Origin of the sequence: Acinetobacter sp. UBA991, from assembly GCF_002292065.1 — a bacterium.
Classification (GTDB): domain Bacteria; phylum Pseudomonadota; class Gammaproteobacteria; order Pseudomonadales; family Moraxellaceae; genus Acinetobacter; species Acinetobacter higginsii.
Genome location: NZ_DBBF01000038.1, coordinates 122,212 through 136,942 on the forward strand (window position 1 = coordinate 122,212; position 14,731 = coordinate 136,942).

Consider the following 14,731-nt stretch of genomic DNA (forward strand, 5'->3'; position numbering starts at 1 on the left):
AAAACTGCTAAAGTAATTGAATGAACTCAATGAAAAGCGGATGCGGTCTATGTTAGCAACACAAAAACCAAAAGTGACTGTGATTCTGGCCAATCTTGGTACACCAGATGCAGCCACTGTGCCAGCAGTAAGACGCTTTCTAAAGCAATTTTTGTCAGATACGCGTGTGATTGAAATTCCCAAGTTGCTTTGGTGGATCATCCTGCACTTATTTGTTCTGACCTTTCGTCCAAAACGTGTGGCTGAAGCTTATGCTTCGGTTTGGTCAAATGACTCGCCAATGCGTGAAATTGTATTGGAACAAACACTGCTGATTAAGCAGCGTCTACAAGAAGAAAATCATCAGTTTGAGCTTAGCGTTGTCCCTGCAATGACCTATGGTCAACCCAGTATTCATGATGTACTTGATCAACTGGCGCAAACGCCACAAGAGCAAGTCATTTTACTACCCCTGTTCCCACAATATTCTGCGACCTCAACTGCACCTTTATACGATGCCTTTGCCAAATGGATTCCGCAGCAGCGCCACTTGCCAGGCATTACCCTGATTAAGGATTATTATCAGCATCCTCTGTTTATACAGGCATTGGTAGATAGCATATTAAACTATCAATTGCAGCATGGAAAACCTGAAAAATTACTCATGTCGTTCCACGGTATTCCTCAGCCTTATGCCGATAAAGGTGATCCTTATGCTGATCGTTGTCGAATGACTGCGCGTCTCGTTGCGGAGGCTTTACATCTGCAAGAGCATGAATGGGCGATTAGCTTCCAGTCAAGATTTGGTAAGCAAGAGTGGGTCAAACCGTATACCGACCAGCTATTACAACAATGGGGTGAGCAAAAAGTACAGTCTGTGCAGGTGATTAGCCCTGCATTTTCAGCTGATTGTCTGGAAACGCTGGAAGAGTTGGCAATGCAAAATAAAGAGATTTTCCAGCATGCAGGTGGTGGCGACTATGCCTATATTCCTGCCTTGAATGCAGATCAGGCGCATATAGATTTGCTTGCCAGTCTGGTTCAGGCTAATCTTGATGCACTCACTCATACCTTAGCCCATCGTTAAATCGACGCTTTATTTCGCCAGAGGTTTCTATGCTACAAGTCAAAATTGTCCCTGTTACTGCATTTGCCCAAAACTGCTCAATCCTGTGGGACAGTGAAAGCAAAGAAGCGATTTTGATTGATGCGGGTGGTGATGCTGCGGTACTTAAAAAAGAAGTAGAAAGCTTGGGTTTAAAAGTGAAAGCACTATGGTTAACCCATGGACATCTTGATCATGCAGGTGCAGTCGGTGAGTTGGCTGATGCGTGGAAGATCCCTGTGATTGGTCCGCACAAAGAAGACCAATTCTGGTTGGATATGATTCAGGAAGTCTCTGCTCGTTATGGTTTCCCAATCCCACAACCTGTAAAAGTTGATCAATGGCTTGAAGGTGGCGAAGTATTAAAGCTGGGTGATGATGAGTTTGAAGTGCGTTTTGCGCCAGGACATACTCCAGGGCATGTGATGTTCTATAACGCCAAACATGGCTTGTTGTGGACTGGCGATGTACTGTTTAAGGGTTCGATTGGGCGTACAGATTTCCCAAAAGGCAATCACCAGCAGCTGTTAGATTCGATTCAACGTGAATGCTTTAGCCTGCCAGATGAAACGCAATTTATCTCAGGTCATGGTCCGATGAGCACCATCGGTTATGAAAAGCAATTCAATCCTTTTGTGGCAAGTAAAGCGGGTTAATTCGGTATTGAGCCTGTGTATAAATCAGTGTTTATACACAGGCTAAGCCTGTTTTATTGCTGACTAAATGCTTTCTAGCCATTTTTGATTGGCTAAGTTCAAATCAAAATTCAAACTATTACAAATACTTTGTAAATCAAAAGATGCTTTATCTTCTGGGATCTGAATCAAAATTGGTAGACGGGTAATACCATTGTCTCCTGTTGGGAAGGCATAATGCCGTTCTTTATGATTGATTGAAATCAATGATTCAAACTCTAAATACACGATCAAGGAAGGAAAACGCCGTTGAATACGAATAATTTCCTGATGCGCATGTCTTTTGATTTGCGTGGTTTTTTCTTTTAACTTGATAATATTATCTTTAATTTTCTGAGGTTTATTCAGTAGCTTACTGAGAAATGACGCGCTTTGTTTGAGCTGGCGTTGATTTTCCTTTAATTCGGAAAATGCATCTTTATATTCTTGTAAGGAGCTTGCGCTGAGATCTTTGAGAATATTGGTTGGTTCCAGTGCTTCTGCGTGGTGTTTTTTCCAATCCTCATACGAAAATACAGTAAACACATCGGCATGTCGTTTTTGCAATAAGGTGGCGTAGGATTTAAGTCGCGCGATAAATAGATTGACCTGTTTATTTAAGATAATTGAAGGTTGTGATTGAAAGGCAATAAAATGGCTAATCAGATCATCCAAGGTTTGTTTGACGCTAATGTAAAGATAATGACATTCATCACTATGATGCACTGCATGTTTTAAAGCATCTGCGATCGGTTCAAGAATATTGCGACAGAGTTTCTGTTCAAAATCAATTAGTCGTTGTTCAACTAGCTTCTCAATAAAGACGCCGTGGGGATTGAGTGGTTCCATCAAAAAGGGAATCAGGGTTTTATTGGCATAAAGCTCGATATGACGAACAATATCAGAGACATAGTGATTGACTTGTTTATCAATCGTAATGATGTGATCCATTTGCCATCGGAATTGCTGATGCTGTGAGTCATCTTCGATTTGGTCTAAAGCTAAAAAAGCAGCATTGAAGTAAATATTTTCACAAGCTTCAAATTTTTCTTCCTGCAAAAAGCGTCGAATTGAAAAAGTATTTGCGATACCTTCTTTGCTCGGTGCGAGTGCAAAGATATATTGAGACGTTTTAACAATATCAAGCTGTTTTGTTTTTTGCTGTTGATATAAAAAATATTTAAGAATATGTGGCTTTTCTTCGCGTAACTGATGAGAACGAATAATATTAAAGGAATATTTGAGTAGCTGTTGTTTCAAAAATACTTCAGTAATAAAGGTTTTGATGACATCTGTATTGATATGTCTTTGATTGGCGGGTAATTGAATGACTTCTTTCTGCAAAATGATATGTGCAGAGGCATAGATGAATTCTTTTAACACCTGTTTTTTCTGTTCTTGTAGATCAAAGTCATCTTCTGTATTGATGCGGTTAATCTGATCGAGCATATTCTCTAAATAGTCGGAGATGGCATAGATATCTTGGTATTGTTTTAATTTTTCCAAAGAATTGGCAATGCTTTTGACTAACACTTTCATGGGCGCATCTTGAATTTTTTCTGCCAATAGATGGATGTCATGCTTGGCAAGATAACAAAAACTGTGCTCTTTTCGATTCCAGTGAATCTTTTTGAGTTGCAAAATCTGCTGACAGATATTTTCATGGTCTTCAGCAGTGCAGGTGGAAAAAAGTGTTTGTAAACTGAGCTGCCAATTGGCATCTAGATTTGGATCAATTTGAGTGACTAAAACCCTGAGCTGATAAGGAATAGATTGATTCATTATTACATCCTAGTAAGTCTAAATATTTTTATTAAACAAACTGATCCCTATAAAATTTTGATTAAGGTTGGACCAGTATGAGATATAAGTTGTCGTGAGTTATTTGCTATTTTTATTCATTACAATGTTTGAGTTAAGATTTGCATAAGGTCAAAAAAAAGTAAATTACTGTGATGTAATTCACATATCTAAAATGTGTAAATTTTTATTAAAATGCATCAATCTGGATTGGGGAAAAACTTTCTAATGGTTGAAAGAATGAAGATGATTAATCTTCATAATCATCTTCATTGCGTTTTTGATCTGCTTGTGGCGCATCCTGAGTCGGGAGTTTGTATTCATCACTGGCCCAAGCACCGAGATCAATCAATTTGCAGCGTTCCGAACAGAAAGGACGAAATTGATTACCTTCCCAAGTGCTGGCTTCACCGCAACGCGGGCAGGGGAATGTACGTGGCATAGAAAATTCCTAAAACAAAGAGGGTTTGTTGACATTTCAACCATGCATTGCGTTATTAGCTAAAACGACATAAACAAGGCATGAAACGTAGACAATGGCGATTCCCTTGTCAAGTTTCATAACGAAGTTTAGGGAGGTTTTAGCCATAACCCTATGGGACAGGAGCATTTTTTGCTGCTACTGTGTTATGACTTATTTATTTAGAATAGCTAAACTTCATAAGTCATGCCTTGCATCAGCTAAAAAATGCTCTCTGTCGCAAGCATTTGTGAAATGTTAACAAACCCTAAATAGATTAGGCAAAAGTAAGGTGAGTTGTTAGACTTATGCCGATTTCTAGATAGTTTGATGAGATTATGTCGATTCGTCAATTTCAAGCACAACGTATGCAAGCCCCTCGTGATTTTATAGCCATTCCCAATACGCCAATCTGCGTTGAAATTGGGGCCGGAAAAGGTAAACATGCCTTATTGTTTACTGGGCAAAATCCGCACACCACGTTGTATGCAATTGAGCGAACCAAAGAAAAATTTGTGGCAATGCAGAAACAGCATCAATTAGAACCACGTGAATATTTAAATCCGATTCATGCCGATGCATTGCCGTGGGTGGTGCATGCTTTATTCCCTGCACAAGTCGAACAATTTTTCATTCTCTATCCGAATCCAGAACCGCATAATCCAGCGCAGCGTTGGCTGAATATGCCATTCTTTGAGTTTCTACTCTCTCGTCTTCAGCCGAATGGCACAATTACTTTGGCGAGTAACATTCCTGAATATATTGATGAAGCAGAACAGCAATTGATTGAATTGTGGAAGCTGCCGCATGAAAAGCAAAAAATTGCAGCAGATTCTGCACGAACCCATTTTGAAATCAAATATTTAGGGCGTGGCGAGTTGTGCCAACAGTTGATCATTCGAAAACCAGAAGGCTATGCAACCCGCTTTGATGATTTTGAACCGTTACAAGGTCAAAACGCTCAAGAGCAAGCTGATGCCTAAGCGTGTTGCAATTATTGGTGCAGGCCCAGCAGGATTGATGGCTGCTGAAGTTCTAAGCCAATATGACTATGAGATTGACGTGTTTGAACAGAAACCTTCCGCAGCACGTAAGTTTTTAATGGCGGGTAAAACAGGTTTAAACATTTCACATGCTGAGCCTGTCGATACGTTTATACAGCGCTATGACCATGCGGCATGGTTGGGTCCTTGGGTCAAGCAATGGGATGCGCAGTGGATTCAGAACTGGATGCAAGGACTTGGTATTGAATCTTATATCGGTAGCTCTGGTCGAATTTTCCCGATTGAAATGAAAGCTGCCCCCTTACTTCGTGCGTGGTTAAAACGCTTAATGGCCGATGGGGTGAAGTTCCACTATCGTCATCGTTGTGTGGATTTATCTGAAAATCAACTCACGATTGAGAACCAAACCCAGCGCTTTAGTGCAACTTATGATGCGATTATTTTGGCCTGTGGTGCAGTATCATGGTCGCAGTTAGGCAGTGATGGTGCATGGCAGCAATGGCTCTCAAAAAATGAAATTGAGCCTTTCCAAGCCAGTAATGCTGGTGTGCTGAAAACATGGTCGCCGTTCATGCAGGCGTGCTTCGGTCAGCCGTTGAAGCGTGTTAATGCATGGGTACAATCCGAACAGCAAACCCATGGGGATATCATCATTACTCATTACGGCTTTGAGAGTGGCGTGATTTATAAACTGGGTCGTGATCTCAGAGCACAGCTTGCCCAAAAAAAGCGTTTACAATTACATCTGGATTTACTGCCTGATGTCAGCATTGATCAATTAGGAAAGAAATTACAGGGCAATAAAAAGCAGTCTTTGACCAATCTCTGGCGTAAAGCAGGATTGGACAATGTCAAAATTAATCTGCTTCGGGAAATCGTCGAAAAAAGCTTGTGGTCAGATGCCAAGCAAATGGCGCAGCAGATTAAACAGCTCAGTATTCCTTTGGTAGGCTTTCGCCCGATTGAGGAAGCCATTAGCTGTGCGGGTGGGGTGAAGCAAGAGGTGTTATCTCCACAACTTCAATTAAACTCTAACCCTTATGTATTTTGCTGTGGTGAAATGCTGGATTGGGATGCACCAACGGGTGGCTATTTGCTGACAGCCTGCTTTGCAACTGGGCGAGCCGCTGGAGAGGGGGTACATCACCGATTAGAGTGTGCCCCGACAAGATAATGTTTTTAAAAGCGTTATTTAAAATTTCTGTATTTTTCATGTTCTAAATCATCTTATTCTTATCGATTGGCGAGTTTTTTGCAGTGTTGATGTTTATCTTTTTATTGATGAATGTTCAATGTTGCAAAAGTTCAAGTCCAGCCTATTTGCTCAAGTTGTTTTTGCATTAATTCTCGGTATTGTTATTGGGGTTAGTTTTCACGATTTTTCTTTAGCGTTAAAACCATTCGGGGATGGCTTTATTGCGCTGATCAAGATGTTGATTGCGCCTATTGTTTTCTGTGTGGTTGTTCTGGGAATTTATGGCGCAAATGACATTAAAAAAATGGGAAAAGTTGGTGCAAAAACAATTTTATATTTTGAAGTGGTCACCAGTATTGCACTGATTTTGGGGATTGTGGTTGCCTACGTATTCAAACCTGGTGTCGGGATGAATATTGATATCACCAAGCTAGATGGCAAAGATTTAAATGTTTATACCGAACGTGCACATAGCATTAGCTCGGGATCAGACTTTTTACTCCATCTTATTCCTAAAACATTTGTAGATGCGTTTGCCCGTGGTGATATTTTACAGGTTCTGTTGATTGCGATTTTATTTGGTGTCGCCTTATTACTGATCCCAAAACATTTAGCAGAACTGGTTTGCAAGGCAATTGAAGCATTTTCTGAAGTGTTTTTTAAAATGATGGCTTTGATTATCCGTCTAGCTCCAATCGGAGTATTCGGTTCGGTTGCGTACACCACCGCAAAATTTGGAGTGGATTCGCTGATCCAGCTTGGTTATTTAGTCTTGTTATTTTATGTGACGTGTACTCTATTCGTGCTGATTGTTTTGGGTGGAATCCTGAAAGTTGCAGGTTTAAATATATTCAAATTTCTCAATTATTTTAAAGCCGAGCTTTCCATCGTATTGGGAACAGCATCTTCTGATTCTGTACTGCCTCAGATCATGAAAAAGTTGAAAAATTTAGGGATCAAGGAATCAACCGTAGGCTTGGTCATTCCGACAGGTTATTCTTTTAATCTGGATGGATTCTCTATTTATCTAACGCTTGGGGTGATATTTATTGCACAAGCCTGCAATATTGATTTATCCATGCATGATCTACTGGCAATTTTATTGGTTTCTTTAGTGACCTCTAAAGGTGCGCACGGTATTCCAGGTTCAGCTCTAGTTATTTTGGCGGCAACTTTATCCGTCATTCCGAGTCTTCCAACCATTGGTTTGGTTTTGTTGTTGTCAGTAGATTGGTTTATAGGGATTGTACGCGCGTGTACCAACTTGATTGGAAACTGCGTGGCAACGGTTGCAATTGCGGATTGGGAAAAGGATATTGATCATGCACGTGCTCAAGCAGTATTAAGCCAAAAGGTTTAACTGCGGATTATTGCAAAGGATTGTCCGAGTAAATTGACATGTTCTGAATAAATACCATTTGTAATTTGCATGGGGATGAGATCTAGCCTATATTTTTAGTGGAAAAATCATCAAAGGAATGTGCAATGTCTCAGATCTCGCCTATATATCGTGGCAGTTGTTTATGTGATGGGATTCATTATGAGATTCATGGCGACATTGGCGAGATCATACAATGCCATTGTCAGCGTTGCCGAAAAGCCAATGGCACGGCTTATGCGACCAATGCACCGATTAGCAGTGCAGCTTTTAAAATTACTCAGGGTGAAGAGTTGGTTAAAAAGTTTGCTGCATCGGGCGTGTATCGCTGGTTCTGTGGTGAATGTGGCTCTCCACTGATCAGTTCGCGCGATGCACAGCCTGAGCTTTATCGCTTAAGAATAGGGACGTTGGATACACCTTTGCAGCAAAAACCAAGCATGCATATTTTTGCGGCTTCCAAAGCCGAATGGGATTGTATTGCCGATGATTTACCGCAATATGCTGAACGTCCCTAAATTGGACGTGTTGTTATCATGATTTTTGCAACGTCTGATTTAGATGCCAATGAAATCTATCGCTTGCTGGTTGGAGGGATTACGCCTCGACCCATCGCATGGATTAGTACCCTGTCGGCAGATGGGGTTGCTAATATTGCCCCGTATTCCTTCTTTAATGTCGCCAGCTGTAATCCGCCTATTCTGTGGTATTCACAAGTCAATCCAAGAAATGGGCAAGATAAAGACACCATCAGAAATTTAATTGCGACCAAAGAATGTGTGGTGCATATTGCCAATACTGACCTGCTTGAACAGATGAATTTATCCTGTGCTTTATTACCCCCAGAGCAAAGTGAATTTGAGTTTGCTGAGATTGAGTCTGAACCAAGCCATGCGGTCGCAGCCTTAGCGGTAAAGCATGCGCCTGTGCGTTATGAATGCCATTTAAGAGAGGTGATTCAACTCAGTAGCCTACCATCGGGAGGTACTGTGGCCTTATTGGATGTGAAATCAATTTATGTTGATGATCGACTTTGGGATGGGCAGATGATTGATCAGCAACAACTTCAAAGTGTCGGCAAAATGGGTGGAGATTTTTATAGTTTAAGTACCGACTTACGGAAATTGTCGCGTCCTTGAATGGTAAAAAATGAAAGAAAAAAGGAGGTGTTGAGCCTCCGTTTTATTTTGTAATAAACGCTTTAGGTGAAGACTTAATCATGATGACGTTTGGCTTGTGATGTGGCAACGCGTGAGTTCCAGTGACACATGATTTCTGTTACTGCTGCATCTAAACAGGCACCAGAAACTCCGTCACGCGCTTGTATGGATATGCCAAGTAAAAAGCTATATATGCTAGTCGCATAAGCAGTGATATTCGTATCCGCCGTTAATTCACCTGTATCCACAGCACGTTGAACGCATTGTGTAAATCTATCGTGAGTTGTTAGGCGATGCTGGGTTAAGAGTTGTTGAATGTGGATATTTTCGGGGGAACAGGTCGCCGTTGAAAGAACCAATAAACAGCCTTTTGGATGACTAGATTCGGTTTGCATTTTCACGGATTGGCGCAGGGTTCTTTCAATCGCTTCTCTTGGTGTAAGACTTTCATCCCAGAGACTGTTCGTGACCTGACCATGCGTTGCGATGTAATGCTCAATGACTTCTCGGAATAATTCTTCTTTGGAACCAAAGGCAGCATAAAAGCTAGGAGCACTGATACCATTGCCAATATTAGCTTTGAGCAGGGCCAAGGATGTCGAGTCATATCCGTATTGCCAAAATAGATGCATGGCCTGCTGAATTGCTTGATCACGTTCAAAGGTCCTAGGTCGGCCCATTTGTGCCATTTGATACTCCTTTTTAGATATATACTATTCGATACAAAAGTCGTTGACAATCAGAAATACTAAGCCTACATTTGTATCGATCGATACATATATTGGTGCTGACCCAAGACCCACTAACGATCATTATTTTTCCAGCTAATTAAGTCGGCTGAGCAATGAATTGGAACAGTACTGAATATCTGACTATGTTTAAAACAGGGATTTTTATAATGAATACACTTACAGGTAGAGTTGCTCTCGTGACTGGTGGAAGTCGTGGTATTGGTGCGGCTATTGCTCGTATGCTTGCGCAACATGGTGCAGATGTGGCGATTACGTATAGTCGTTCGAAGCAACAAGCTGAGGCTGTCGCTACAGAAATTCGTGCCTTGGGTCGACGTGTAGAAGTTATTGCTGCTGATGCGGTTGATGCCAGTCAGGTAATCACCGCGGTAGACATTACGGTCGACCGACTTGGACAACTGGATATTTTAGTCAACAATGCGGGTAATTTTCTGACGGGGCAGATAGATCAACTTACACTTGAGGATTATGACCGTACTATGTCGGTTAATTTACGAGCAGTTTTTGCCGCGACCATGCAGGCAAGCAAGTATTTGCCTGATGATGGGCGTATTATTTCGATTGGTAGCTGTCTTGCATCAAGGGCAAGTCGTGAAGGAATTAGTTTATATGCAGCCAGCAAAGCTGCCTTAGTTGGTTTGACTAAGGGGGTTGCGCGAGATCTGGGCAAGCGCGGAATTACAGTCAATCTTGTCCAGCCAGGACCAACCGATACCGATATGAATCCTGCTGATGGATCACATGCCGACGCTGCACGAGTGACTCTGGCATTGGCTGATTATGGACAACCTGATGATATTGCCGCAACTGTGCTCCATCTGGCAGGTGAAAGCGGGCGTTATATCACGGGTGCAGTGATTGATGTGGATGGTGGTTTTAATGCCTGAACAGGCGACACAGAAAGAATTTTGATAAATCAAAATGATAAAAAGGAGGTTAAACCTCCTTTTTATTATTTTGCAGTCAGTGCTTCAGCTTCAAATTTGACGCCATCCCAGCCATGTTGCATAAACTGGCGGATATTTTGATGGTCAGTGGCTTCTGGCGTTGCCAATACAGACGCATAATGCTCTGCAAATAAACTGAGCGTATCTGCTTGATTCAAGCCCTCAATTTTGGCAAAGCTGAGTACTTTGGCACTGCCTTGGTTTTCAGTCGCAGCATTCGATTGTGCACCATTCTGAAAGGCAGTTGGAGTATGTTGATAACGTGCTTCGATAAATGCCAATACATCTGCAAATTTTGCAGAGCCATCTTTCAGTTGTGCCAATAAACTTTGAGCCATTTTTAAAATTCCATGTTGATTGAATCAATGGCAAGCATCATAACATTGAAAATGCAGAATAGAAGCTGGACGCGATTTGAACTGGACGTAGCACATTCAGCGGTTTATGCTCAAACAGAGTATTAATCTATTGAATAATAATGAATAGACATCGTTTAAAGTTATCAATATCCAACGCTGTGCTTCGATTTTTAGCCCCTATTTTAAGTTGTGGTTTGCTGTTACAACTCCGTCGTAGGATGATGCGACGACTGCCTTTTATGCGCTTGCAGAGCCAGGTCAGCAATGTAGTGTACTTGTCTTGGTTGGTTGATGTTGAGCAAGTACGTCTGCGCTATCCGAAAGATGTACCCTTATGGGAAAAAGATGGAAAAACCATTTTTACCATTTTGACTTATCAGCATCAGCATTTTGGCTTCAGTTTCTTGGGTAAATTACGTCAGTTCATGCCTTCACCCAAACAAAGCAACTGGCGCTTTTATCTGGATGATTCACAGCCCAAGACGGTGATCTTTGAGCAGGTCGTGGTTGATCAAGTACTTTATGTTTTAGGTGGTCGTCTGGCCAGCGATGTGATGCCTGCACAATATGCATCGATGTTTCAGCATCAACGGGCAGAACATGTGATTCATACTGAAATGAGTGTTGATGAACATTATTCCTTGAAGAGTGATGTGCAGATGATTAAGGAAAAGCAATTACCTGATGCATGGCAGCAGTTATTTTGCTCTTGGGACGATGCTGTTGAGTTCTTGGTCGATCAAGACCATGCATGGGCGGAATGGGTTGACCAACCGACTCGAATGTCGCAGGGCGATATTCAGATGCCTGTACAGTTTCAGCAGATTCAAGCGGCTGAGATTCTGAGCTTAAATGCCCCTCAATTGTTGCAACAATTCGGTTTAGATCAGGATGCTGAAGCGTTTGCTTTTGTTATTCCCTCACTGGATTTCTATGTGGTTGGAGAGCAAGTCTTAGCTCAAACAACCTAAATTGTGGATAACTTTATATTTATACACACTTGATTTATAGCTCAAAACAGCAGTTGAGTTGTCTAAAAATTATGTTATTTTAGAACAAAGGAGATGGCATTCCTCCTATTACAAACCGCCATTGTGGCTAATGATGCCTACGTTACCCTGAACAGGGGGCGTAGGTTCGTGCGTGCTCTGTTCCCTTTTTGGAGTTCGCAGATGAAAAATAATCAAAAAAACGTTGATCTATCCATGTTAAATGTCGCTTTATCTCCTGCGCGATGTGTGGAGTAAGCCATGTATTATCCTTTACTCTCAATCGCGCTTGGCTCGGTACTCGGCGCATGGTTGCGTTGGTTCTTGGGTTTAAAACTTAATCCAATTTTTCCCAATATTCCTTTAGGTACAGTAACGGTTAACTTTGTCGGTGGCTTTATTATTGGTTTTGCAATTTCTTATTTTTCTCAAAGTTCACTGAGTCCCAATTACAAGCTGTTTGTGATTACAGGCTTCTGTGGTGCATTAACCACCTTTTCGACCTTTTCTGCCGAGATTATTGCGTTATTGCAAAGTGGTAAGTTGGGTTATGCCTGCGCAGCAATTTTGATTCATGTGATTGGATCATTGCTGTTTACCATTTTAGGTATGAGCTTGCATCAATGGCTGAGTGCCGCTTAGCTTTGGAGTGATGATAATGAATGGATTTTTACTGAGTTTTTACACGGCACAAAACCGGACTTATCAGGGACAAATGATGAGTGAATGGTTATTGGCAGTGGCGAAGCAAATGAATTTGCGTGGCGCGACGGTACTGGCTGGGATGGAAGGTGTGGATCATCAAGGTTTATTTCATTCGGCCAGTTTTTTTGAGTTAACTGATCGGCCCGTACAAATTCAGTTTGCGGTAAGCAATCAACAGGCGACGGAATTATTGGACTATTTGAATGACAAAGAAATTTCTTTGTTTTATGTCAAAACACCGATTGAATATGGTGTGGTGGGACAGGCCAAGCCAGATTCTTGAAAGTGAGGCATAAAAAAAGAAGTCTAAGTGGAGGAGAGATAACCTTAGACTTCTAATGCTTACAGCCTAATGTGTGAAACTTAAATGAAAATTAAGCTTTGCGGTTAAAGCGCGCAAAGCGTTTGTTAAAGCTTGCGACACGACCTTCATTGCTGGCTTGGCGAACTTCACCTGTATAAAACGGATGTGAAGCACTGGAAATATCAAGCGTCACATAGGGATAGACCTGACCTTGATATTCTTTGGTTTGTTTGGTCTGTAGTGTACTGCCAATTAAAAAATAGGCATCGGCATTGGTATCGTGAAACAACACTTGTTGATAAGCAGGATGGATATCTTTACGCATTTTGAATGACTCCTATTGTTAATAGAAATGTTATAACATAACAATATATGCCGTCAATCTTGTTCATTTCAAGTTTTGTTGGAAATTATTTGTAAACAATGAATCAGCGAGCATGAGATATAGAACTTTGCTTAAGCCATTTCATTTGTTAAAAGTTTGAATATGAAAGAAATAAAAATGCCAATCATCTGATTGGCATTTTTATGAAGTTTAGTTTGGGACTAATTCTTCAAATAAATCATTGAGATTGTCATGTACTTTGAGGTGAATCAGGTTCCAGTAATGTCCTGAAATGGTTCGATTAACCATCAAGGTATCTGGAGAGGGTTTAAATACATCCCAGTATTTCAGGGATTTTTTGACTAACAGCATGCCATCGTGATGCGATGAGTTCTTGGCAAAGTCATAATGAGTGCTTAGTGGGCGCAACAGGATTTCAATCCATTGCGTATACAGTTCGCTTGGAAATTTCTGTTTTTCCGCAATCGAATGCAGTTCAACCAGTAAGTCTTCGACCTGAGCAATATCTTCTTGGCGAGCAGCATTCACCAGTGCTTTGAAGTGCTGAATGATTTCAGGTGAAAGAGTCTTTACGCTGCCGTAATCATAAATAATCACGCTGCCATCTTCGCGGAAAGCAAAATTGCCTGGATGTGGGTCACAATGGAAACGCTTCAAGAAAAACATTTCCTGTCCTAAAGCGCGAATCAGACGACGACCAATTTGATTACGTGTTTCAACCGACCATGTGCTGGCGGTTTCAATGGACTCACCCTGCTCAAGACTGAGCGTGAGTACACGACGTGATGAATAGTCTTTATACACGGTTGGGATGATGATTTGATCATCCAGCTTTTCATGGAAGGTTTTAAACACTTCTAGGTTTTGTGCTTCAATTTCATAATTCAGTTCGGCAGATAAACTGTCTTGGATTTCCTGAAACAGTTGATCTTGCAGCTTCTTATCAATTTTTAATACACCCATTAAGCGTAAAGCCAGACGAACCTGTTTTAAATCACTTTCACAAGCTTGATCTACACCAGGATATTGCACTTTCACCACCACAGCCTGACCGTCTGGTAGTACTGCACGGTGTACTTGACCAATTGAAGCAGCAGCAAAAGGCTCTGTTTCAAAGGAACTAAAAATCTGGTTTAAAGGTTTGCCCAGCTCTTTTTCAACTTGTTGCTGAATCGCTGCAAAAGGCATGGCAGGGGCTTGGCGTTGTAGTTTGGCAATCGCCTTTGCCACTTCTGGTGGGAAGATATCTTTATATTGCGAGGCAATTTGCCCGACTTTCATCACCGCACCTTTCATTTCACCTAAGGTATCGGCAATTTGTAAGCCGATATCTTGGAACAGTTTGCTGCGTGCTGCATTTTTTTGTTCTTCATCTGCGGTGAGATTGCGAATGGAGTTGGCAACACTTTTGCTGGCAATACTTGCGGTCATGCCAGCCAGTTTAAAAAAACGCTTACTGGGAGAGCTTGCATGTTTTGCCATATGTGCTTGACCTCGGATGATCCAGTTTCAAAGTGATGCTTTGATCATAGGCGACAAAACTTAAATTGCCTATACCAAAATGTTAAGTGATG

General features: G+C 41.4%; 17 protein-coding genes and 1 riboswitch. Of the genes, 11 read left to right on the forward strand and 6 right to left on the reverse strand.

The window, feature by feature from the left end:
- The first annotated feature begins 49 nt into the window (after nt 1-49).
- Together hemH and B2727_RS15790 are read left to right on the forward strand one after the other, a co-directional pair.
- Nucleotides 50-1,066 carry a ferrochelatase gene (gene hemH / locus B2727_RS15785; RefSeq protein WP_033133224.1) on the forward strand — a complete coding sequence of 339 codons (1,017 nt, stop codon included), beginning with the start codon at nt 50-52 and terminating at the stop codon, nt 1,064-1,066.
- Between the two features lie 29 nt (nt 1,067-1,095).
- Entirely contained in the window at nt 1,096-1,740 is a 645-nt protein-coding gene (locus B2727_RS15790) for an MBL fold metallo-hydrolase (RefSeq protein ID WP_033133225.1), read from the forward strand.
- Nucleotides 1,741-1,803: 63 nt separating this feature from the next.
- Here the strand turns inward: B2727_RS15790 and B2727_RS15795 are convergent, their stop codons facing one another.
- Both B2727_RS15795 and B2727_RS15800 read right to left on the reverse strand, forming a co-directional pair.
- On the reverse strand, nt 1,804-3,540 hold the full coding sequence (locus B2727_RS15795) for a hypothetical protein (protein ID WP_033133226.1): 1,737 nt from the start codon (nt 3,538-3,540) through the stop codon (nt 1,804-1,806).
- 268 nt (nt 3,541-3,808) lie between these two features.
- Nucleotides 3,809-4,000, reverse strand: coding sequence for a DNA gyrase inhibitor YacG (locus tag B2727_RS15800; RefSeq protein WP_004802417.1), 192 nt, complete (start codon nt 3,998-4,000; stop codon nt 3,809-3,811).
- Nucleotides 4,001-4,356: 356 nt separating this feature from the next.
- On the opposite strand from B2727_RS15800, the gene B2727_RS15805 reads away from it, so the two are divergent.
- From B2727_RS15805 to B2727_RS15825, 5 genes are all read left to right on the forward strand, one after another.
- Entirely contained in the window at nt 4,357-5,001 is a 645-nt protein-coding gene (locus B2727_RS15805; protein ID WP_033133227.1) for an SAM-dependent methyltransferase, read from the forward strand.
- Nucleotides 4,994-6,196, forward strand: coding sequence for a TIGR03862 family flavoprotein (locus B2727_RS15810; protein WP_033133228.1), 1,203 nt, complete (start codon nt 4,994-4,996; stop codon nt 6,194-6,196). The genes B2727_RS15805 and B2727_RS15810 overlap by 8 nt, the downstream gene beginning before the upstream one ends.
- Before the next feature lie 118 nt (nt 6,197-6,314).
- Nucleotides 6,315-7,577, forward strand: a complete 1,263-nt coding sequence (gene dctA / locus B2727_RS15815) for a C4-dicarboxylate transporter DctA (protein ID WP_033133229.1) — start codon at nt 6,315-6,317, stop codon at nt 7,575-7,577.
- A 125-nt stretch (nt 7,578-7,702) separates the two neighbouring features.
- Nucleotides 7,703-8,113 (forward strand): GFA family protein, encoded by a 411-nt coding sequence (locus B2727_RS15820; protein ID WP_005200385.1) that lies wholly within the window; start codon nt 7,703-7,705, stop codon nt 8,111-8,113.
- Between the two features lie 18 nt (nt 8,114-8,131).
- A complete protein-coding gene (locus tag B2727_RS15825; RefSeq protein WP_033133230.1) occupies nt 8,132-8,734 on the forward strand; it encodes a flavin reductase family protein in 603 nt (200 codons plus the stop codon).
- 74 nt (nt 8,735-8,808) lie between these two features.
- Here B2727_RS15825 and B2727_RS15830 read toward each other — a convergent pair whose 3' ends face one another.
- Complete coding sequence (locus tag B2727_RS15830; protein WP_005200381.1) at nt 8,809-9,444, reverse strand: TetR/AcrR family transcriptional regulator; 636 nt, start codon at nt 9,442-9,444, stop codon at nt 8,809-8,811.
- A 209-nt stretch (nt 9,445-9,653) separates the two neighbouring features.
- Here B2727_RS15830 and B2727_RS15835 point away from each other — a divergent pair, with 209 nt between their 5' ends.
- Complete coding sequence (locus B2727_RS15835) at nt 9,654-10,394, forward strand: SDR family NAD(P)-dependent oxidoreductase (RefSeq protein ID WP_033133231.1); 741 nt, start codon at nt 9,654-9,656, stop codon at nt 10,392-10,394.
- 65 nt (nt 10,395-10,459) lie between these two features.
- Here B2727_RS15835 and B2727_RS15840 read toward each other — a convergent pair whose 3' ends face one another.
- Entirely contained in the window at nt 10,460-10,792 is a 333-nt protein-coding gene (locus tag B2727_RS15840) for a HopJ type III effector protein (protein WP_005200379.1), read from the reverse strand.
- 140 nt (nt 10,793-10,932) lie between these two features.
- On the opposite strand from B2727_RS15840, the gene B2727_RS15845 reads away from it, so the two are divergent.
- The 3 genes from B2727_RS15845 to B2727_RS15855 all read left to right on the forward strand — a co-directional run bounded on the left by B2727_RS15845 (nt 10,933) and on the right by B2727_RS15855 (nt 12,790).
- Complete coding sequence (locus B2727_RS15845; RefSeq protein ID WP_033133232.1) at nt 10,933-11,784, forward strand: DUF2071 domain-containing protein; 852 nt, start codon at nt 10,933-10,935, stop codon at nt 11,782-11,784.
- An 80-nt stretch (nt 11,785-11,864) separates the two neighbouring features.
- A riboswitch (Fluoride riboswitch) is annotated at nt 11,865-11,931 on the forward strand.
- Nucleotides 11,932-12,063: 132 nt separating this feature from the next.
- Nucleotides 12,064-12,444: a fluoride efflux transporter CrcB gene (gene crcB, locus B2727_RS15850; RefSeq protein ID WP_004802433.1), complete on the forward strand. Its 381-nt coding sequence runs from the start codon at nt 12,064-12,066 to the stop codon at nt 12,442-12,444.
- 16 nt (nt 12,445-12,460) lie between these two features.
- Nucleotides 12,461-12,790 carry a DUF190 domain-containing protein gene (locus B2727_RS15855; RefSeq protein WP_033133234.1) on the forward strand — a complete coding sequence of 110 codons (330 nt, stop codon included), beginning with the start codon at nt 12,461-12,463 and terminating at the stop codon, nt 12,788-12,790.
- Between the two features lie 91 nt (nt 12,791-12,881).
- On the opposite strand, the gene B2727_RS15860 is transcribed toward B2727_RS15855, so the two are convergent.
- Complete coding sequence (locus B2727_RS15860; RefSeq protein WP_004656092.1) at nt 12,882-13,136, reverse strand: type B 50S ribosomal protein L31; 255 nt, start codon at nt 13,134-13,136, stop codon at nt 12,882-12,884.
- Between the two features lie 210 nt (nt 13,137-13,346).
- Complete coding sequence (locus tag B2727_RS15865) at nt 13,347-14,639, reverse strand: ABC1 kinase family protein (RefSeq protein WP_033133235.1); 1,293 nt, start codon at nt 14,637-14,639, stop codon at nt 13,347-13,349.
- Between the last annotated feature and the right edge of the window lie 92 nt (nt 14,640-14,731).

Bases quoted from the DNA above. Each gene is read 5' to 3' on its own strand.
- hemH (WP_033133224.1), top strand. From the start codon at position 50: ATGTTAGCAACACAAAAACCAAAAGTGACTGTGATTCTGGCCAATCTT.
- B2727_RS15790 (WP_033133225.1), top strand. From the start codon at position 1,096: ATGCTACAAGTCAAAATTGTCCCTGTTACTGCATTTGCCCAAAACTGC.
- B2727_RS15795 (WP_033133226.1), bottom strand. From the start codon at position 3,540: ATGAATCAATCTATTCCTTATCAGCTCAGGGTTTTAGTCACTCAAATT.
- B2727_RS15800 (WP_004802417.1), bottom strand. From the start codon at position 4,000: ATGCCACGTACATTCCCCTGCCCGCGTTGCGGTGAAGCCAGCACTTGG.
- B2727_RS15805 (WP_033133227.1), top strand. From the start codon at position 4,357: ATGTCGATTCGTCAATTTCAAGCACAACGTATGCAAGCCCCTCGTGAT.
- B2727_RS15810 (WP_033133228.1), top strand. From the start codon at position 4,994: ATGCCTAAGCGTGTTGCAATTATTGGTGCAGGCCCAGCAGGATTGATG.
- dctA (WP_033133229.1), top strand. From the start codon at position 6,315: ATGTTGCAAAAGTTCAAGTCCAGCCTATTTGCTCAAGTTGTTTTTGCA.
- B2727_RS15820 (WP_005200385.1), top strand. From the start codon at position 7,703: ATGTCTCAGATCTCGCCTATATATCGTGGCAGTTGTTTATGTGATGGG.
- B2727_RS15825 (WP_033133230.1), top strand. From the start codon at position 8,132: ATGATTTTTGCAACGTCTGATTTAGATGCCAATGAAATCTATCGCTTG.
- B2727_RS15830 (WP_005200381.1), bottom strand. From the start codon at position 9,444: ATGGCACAAATGGGCCGACCTAGGACCTTTGAACGTGATCAAGCAATT.
- B2727_RS15835 (WP_033133231.1), top strand. From the start codon at position 9,654: ATGAATACACTTACAGGTAGAGTTGCTCTCGTGACTGGTGGAAGTCGT.
- B2727_RS15840 (WP_005200379.1), bottom strand. From the start codon at position 10,792: ATGGCTCAAAGTTTATTGGCACAACTGAAAGATGGCTCTGCAAAATTT.
- B2727_RS15845 (WP_033133232.1), top strand. From the start codon at position 10,933: ATGAATAGACATCGTTTAAAGTTATCAATATCCAACGCTGTGCTTCGA.
- crcB (WP_004802433.1), top strand. From the start codon at position 12,064: ATGTATTATCCTTTACTCTCAATCGCGCTTGGCTCGGTACTCGGCGCA.
- B2727_RS15855 (WP_033133234.1), top strand. From the start codon at position 12,461: ATGAATGGATTTTTACTGAGTTTTTACACGGCACAAAACCGGACTTAT.
- B2727_RS15860 (WP_004656092.1), bottom strand. From the start codon at position 13,136: ATGCGTAAAGATATCCATCCTGCTTATCAACAAGTGTTGTTTCACGAT.
- B2727_RS15865 (WP_033133235.1), bottom strand. From the start codon at position 14,639: ATGGCAAAACATGCAAGCTCTCCCAGTAAGCGTTTTTTTAAACTGGCT.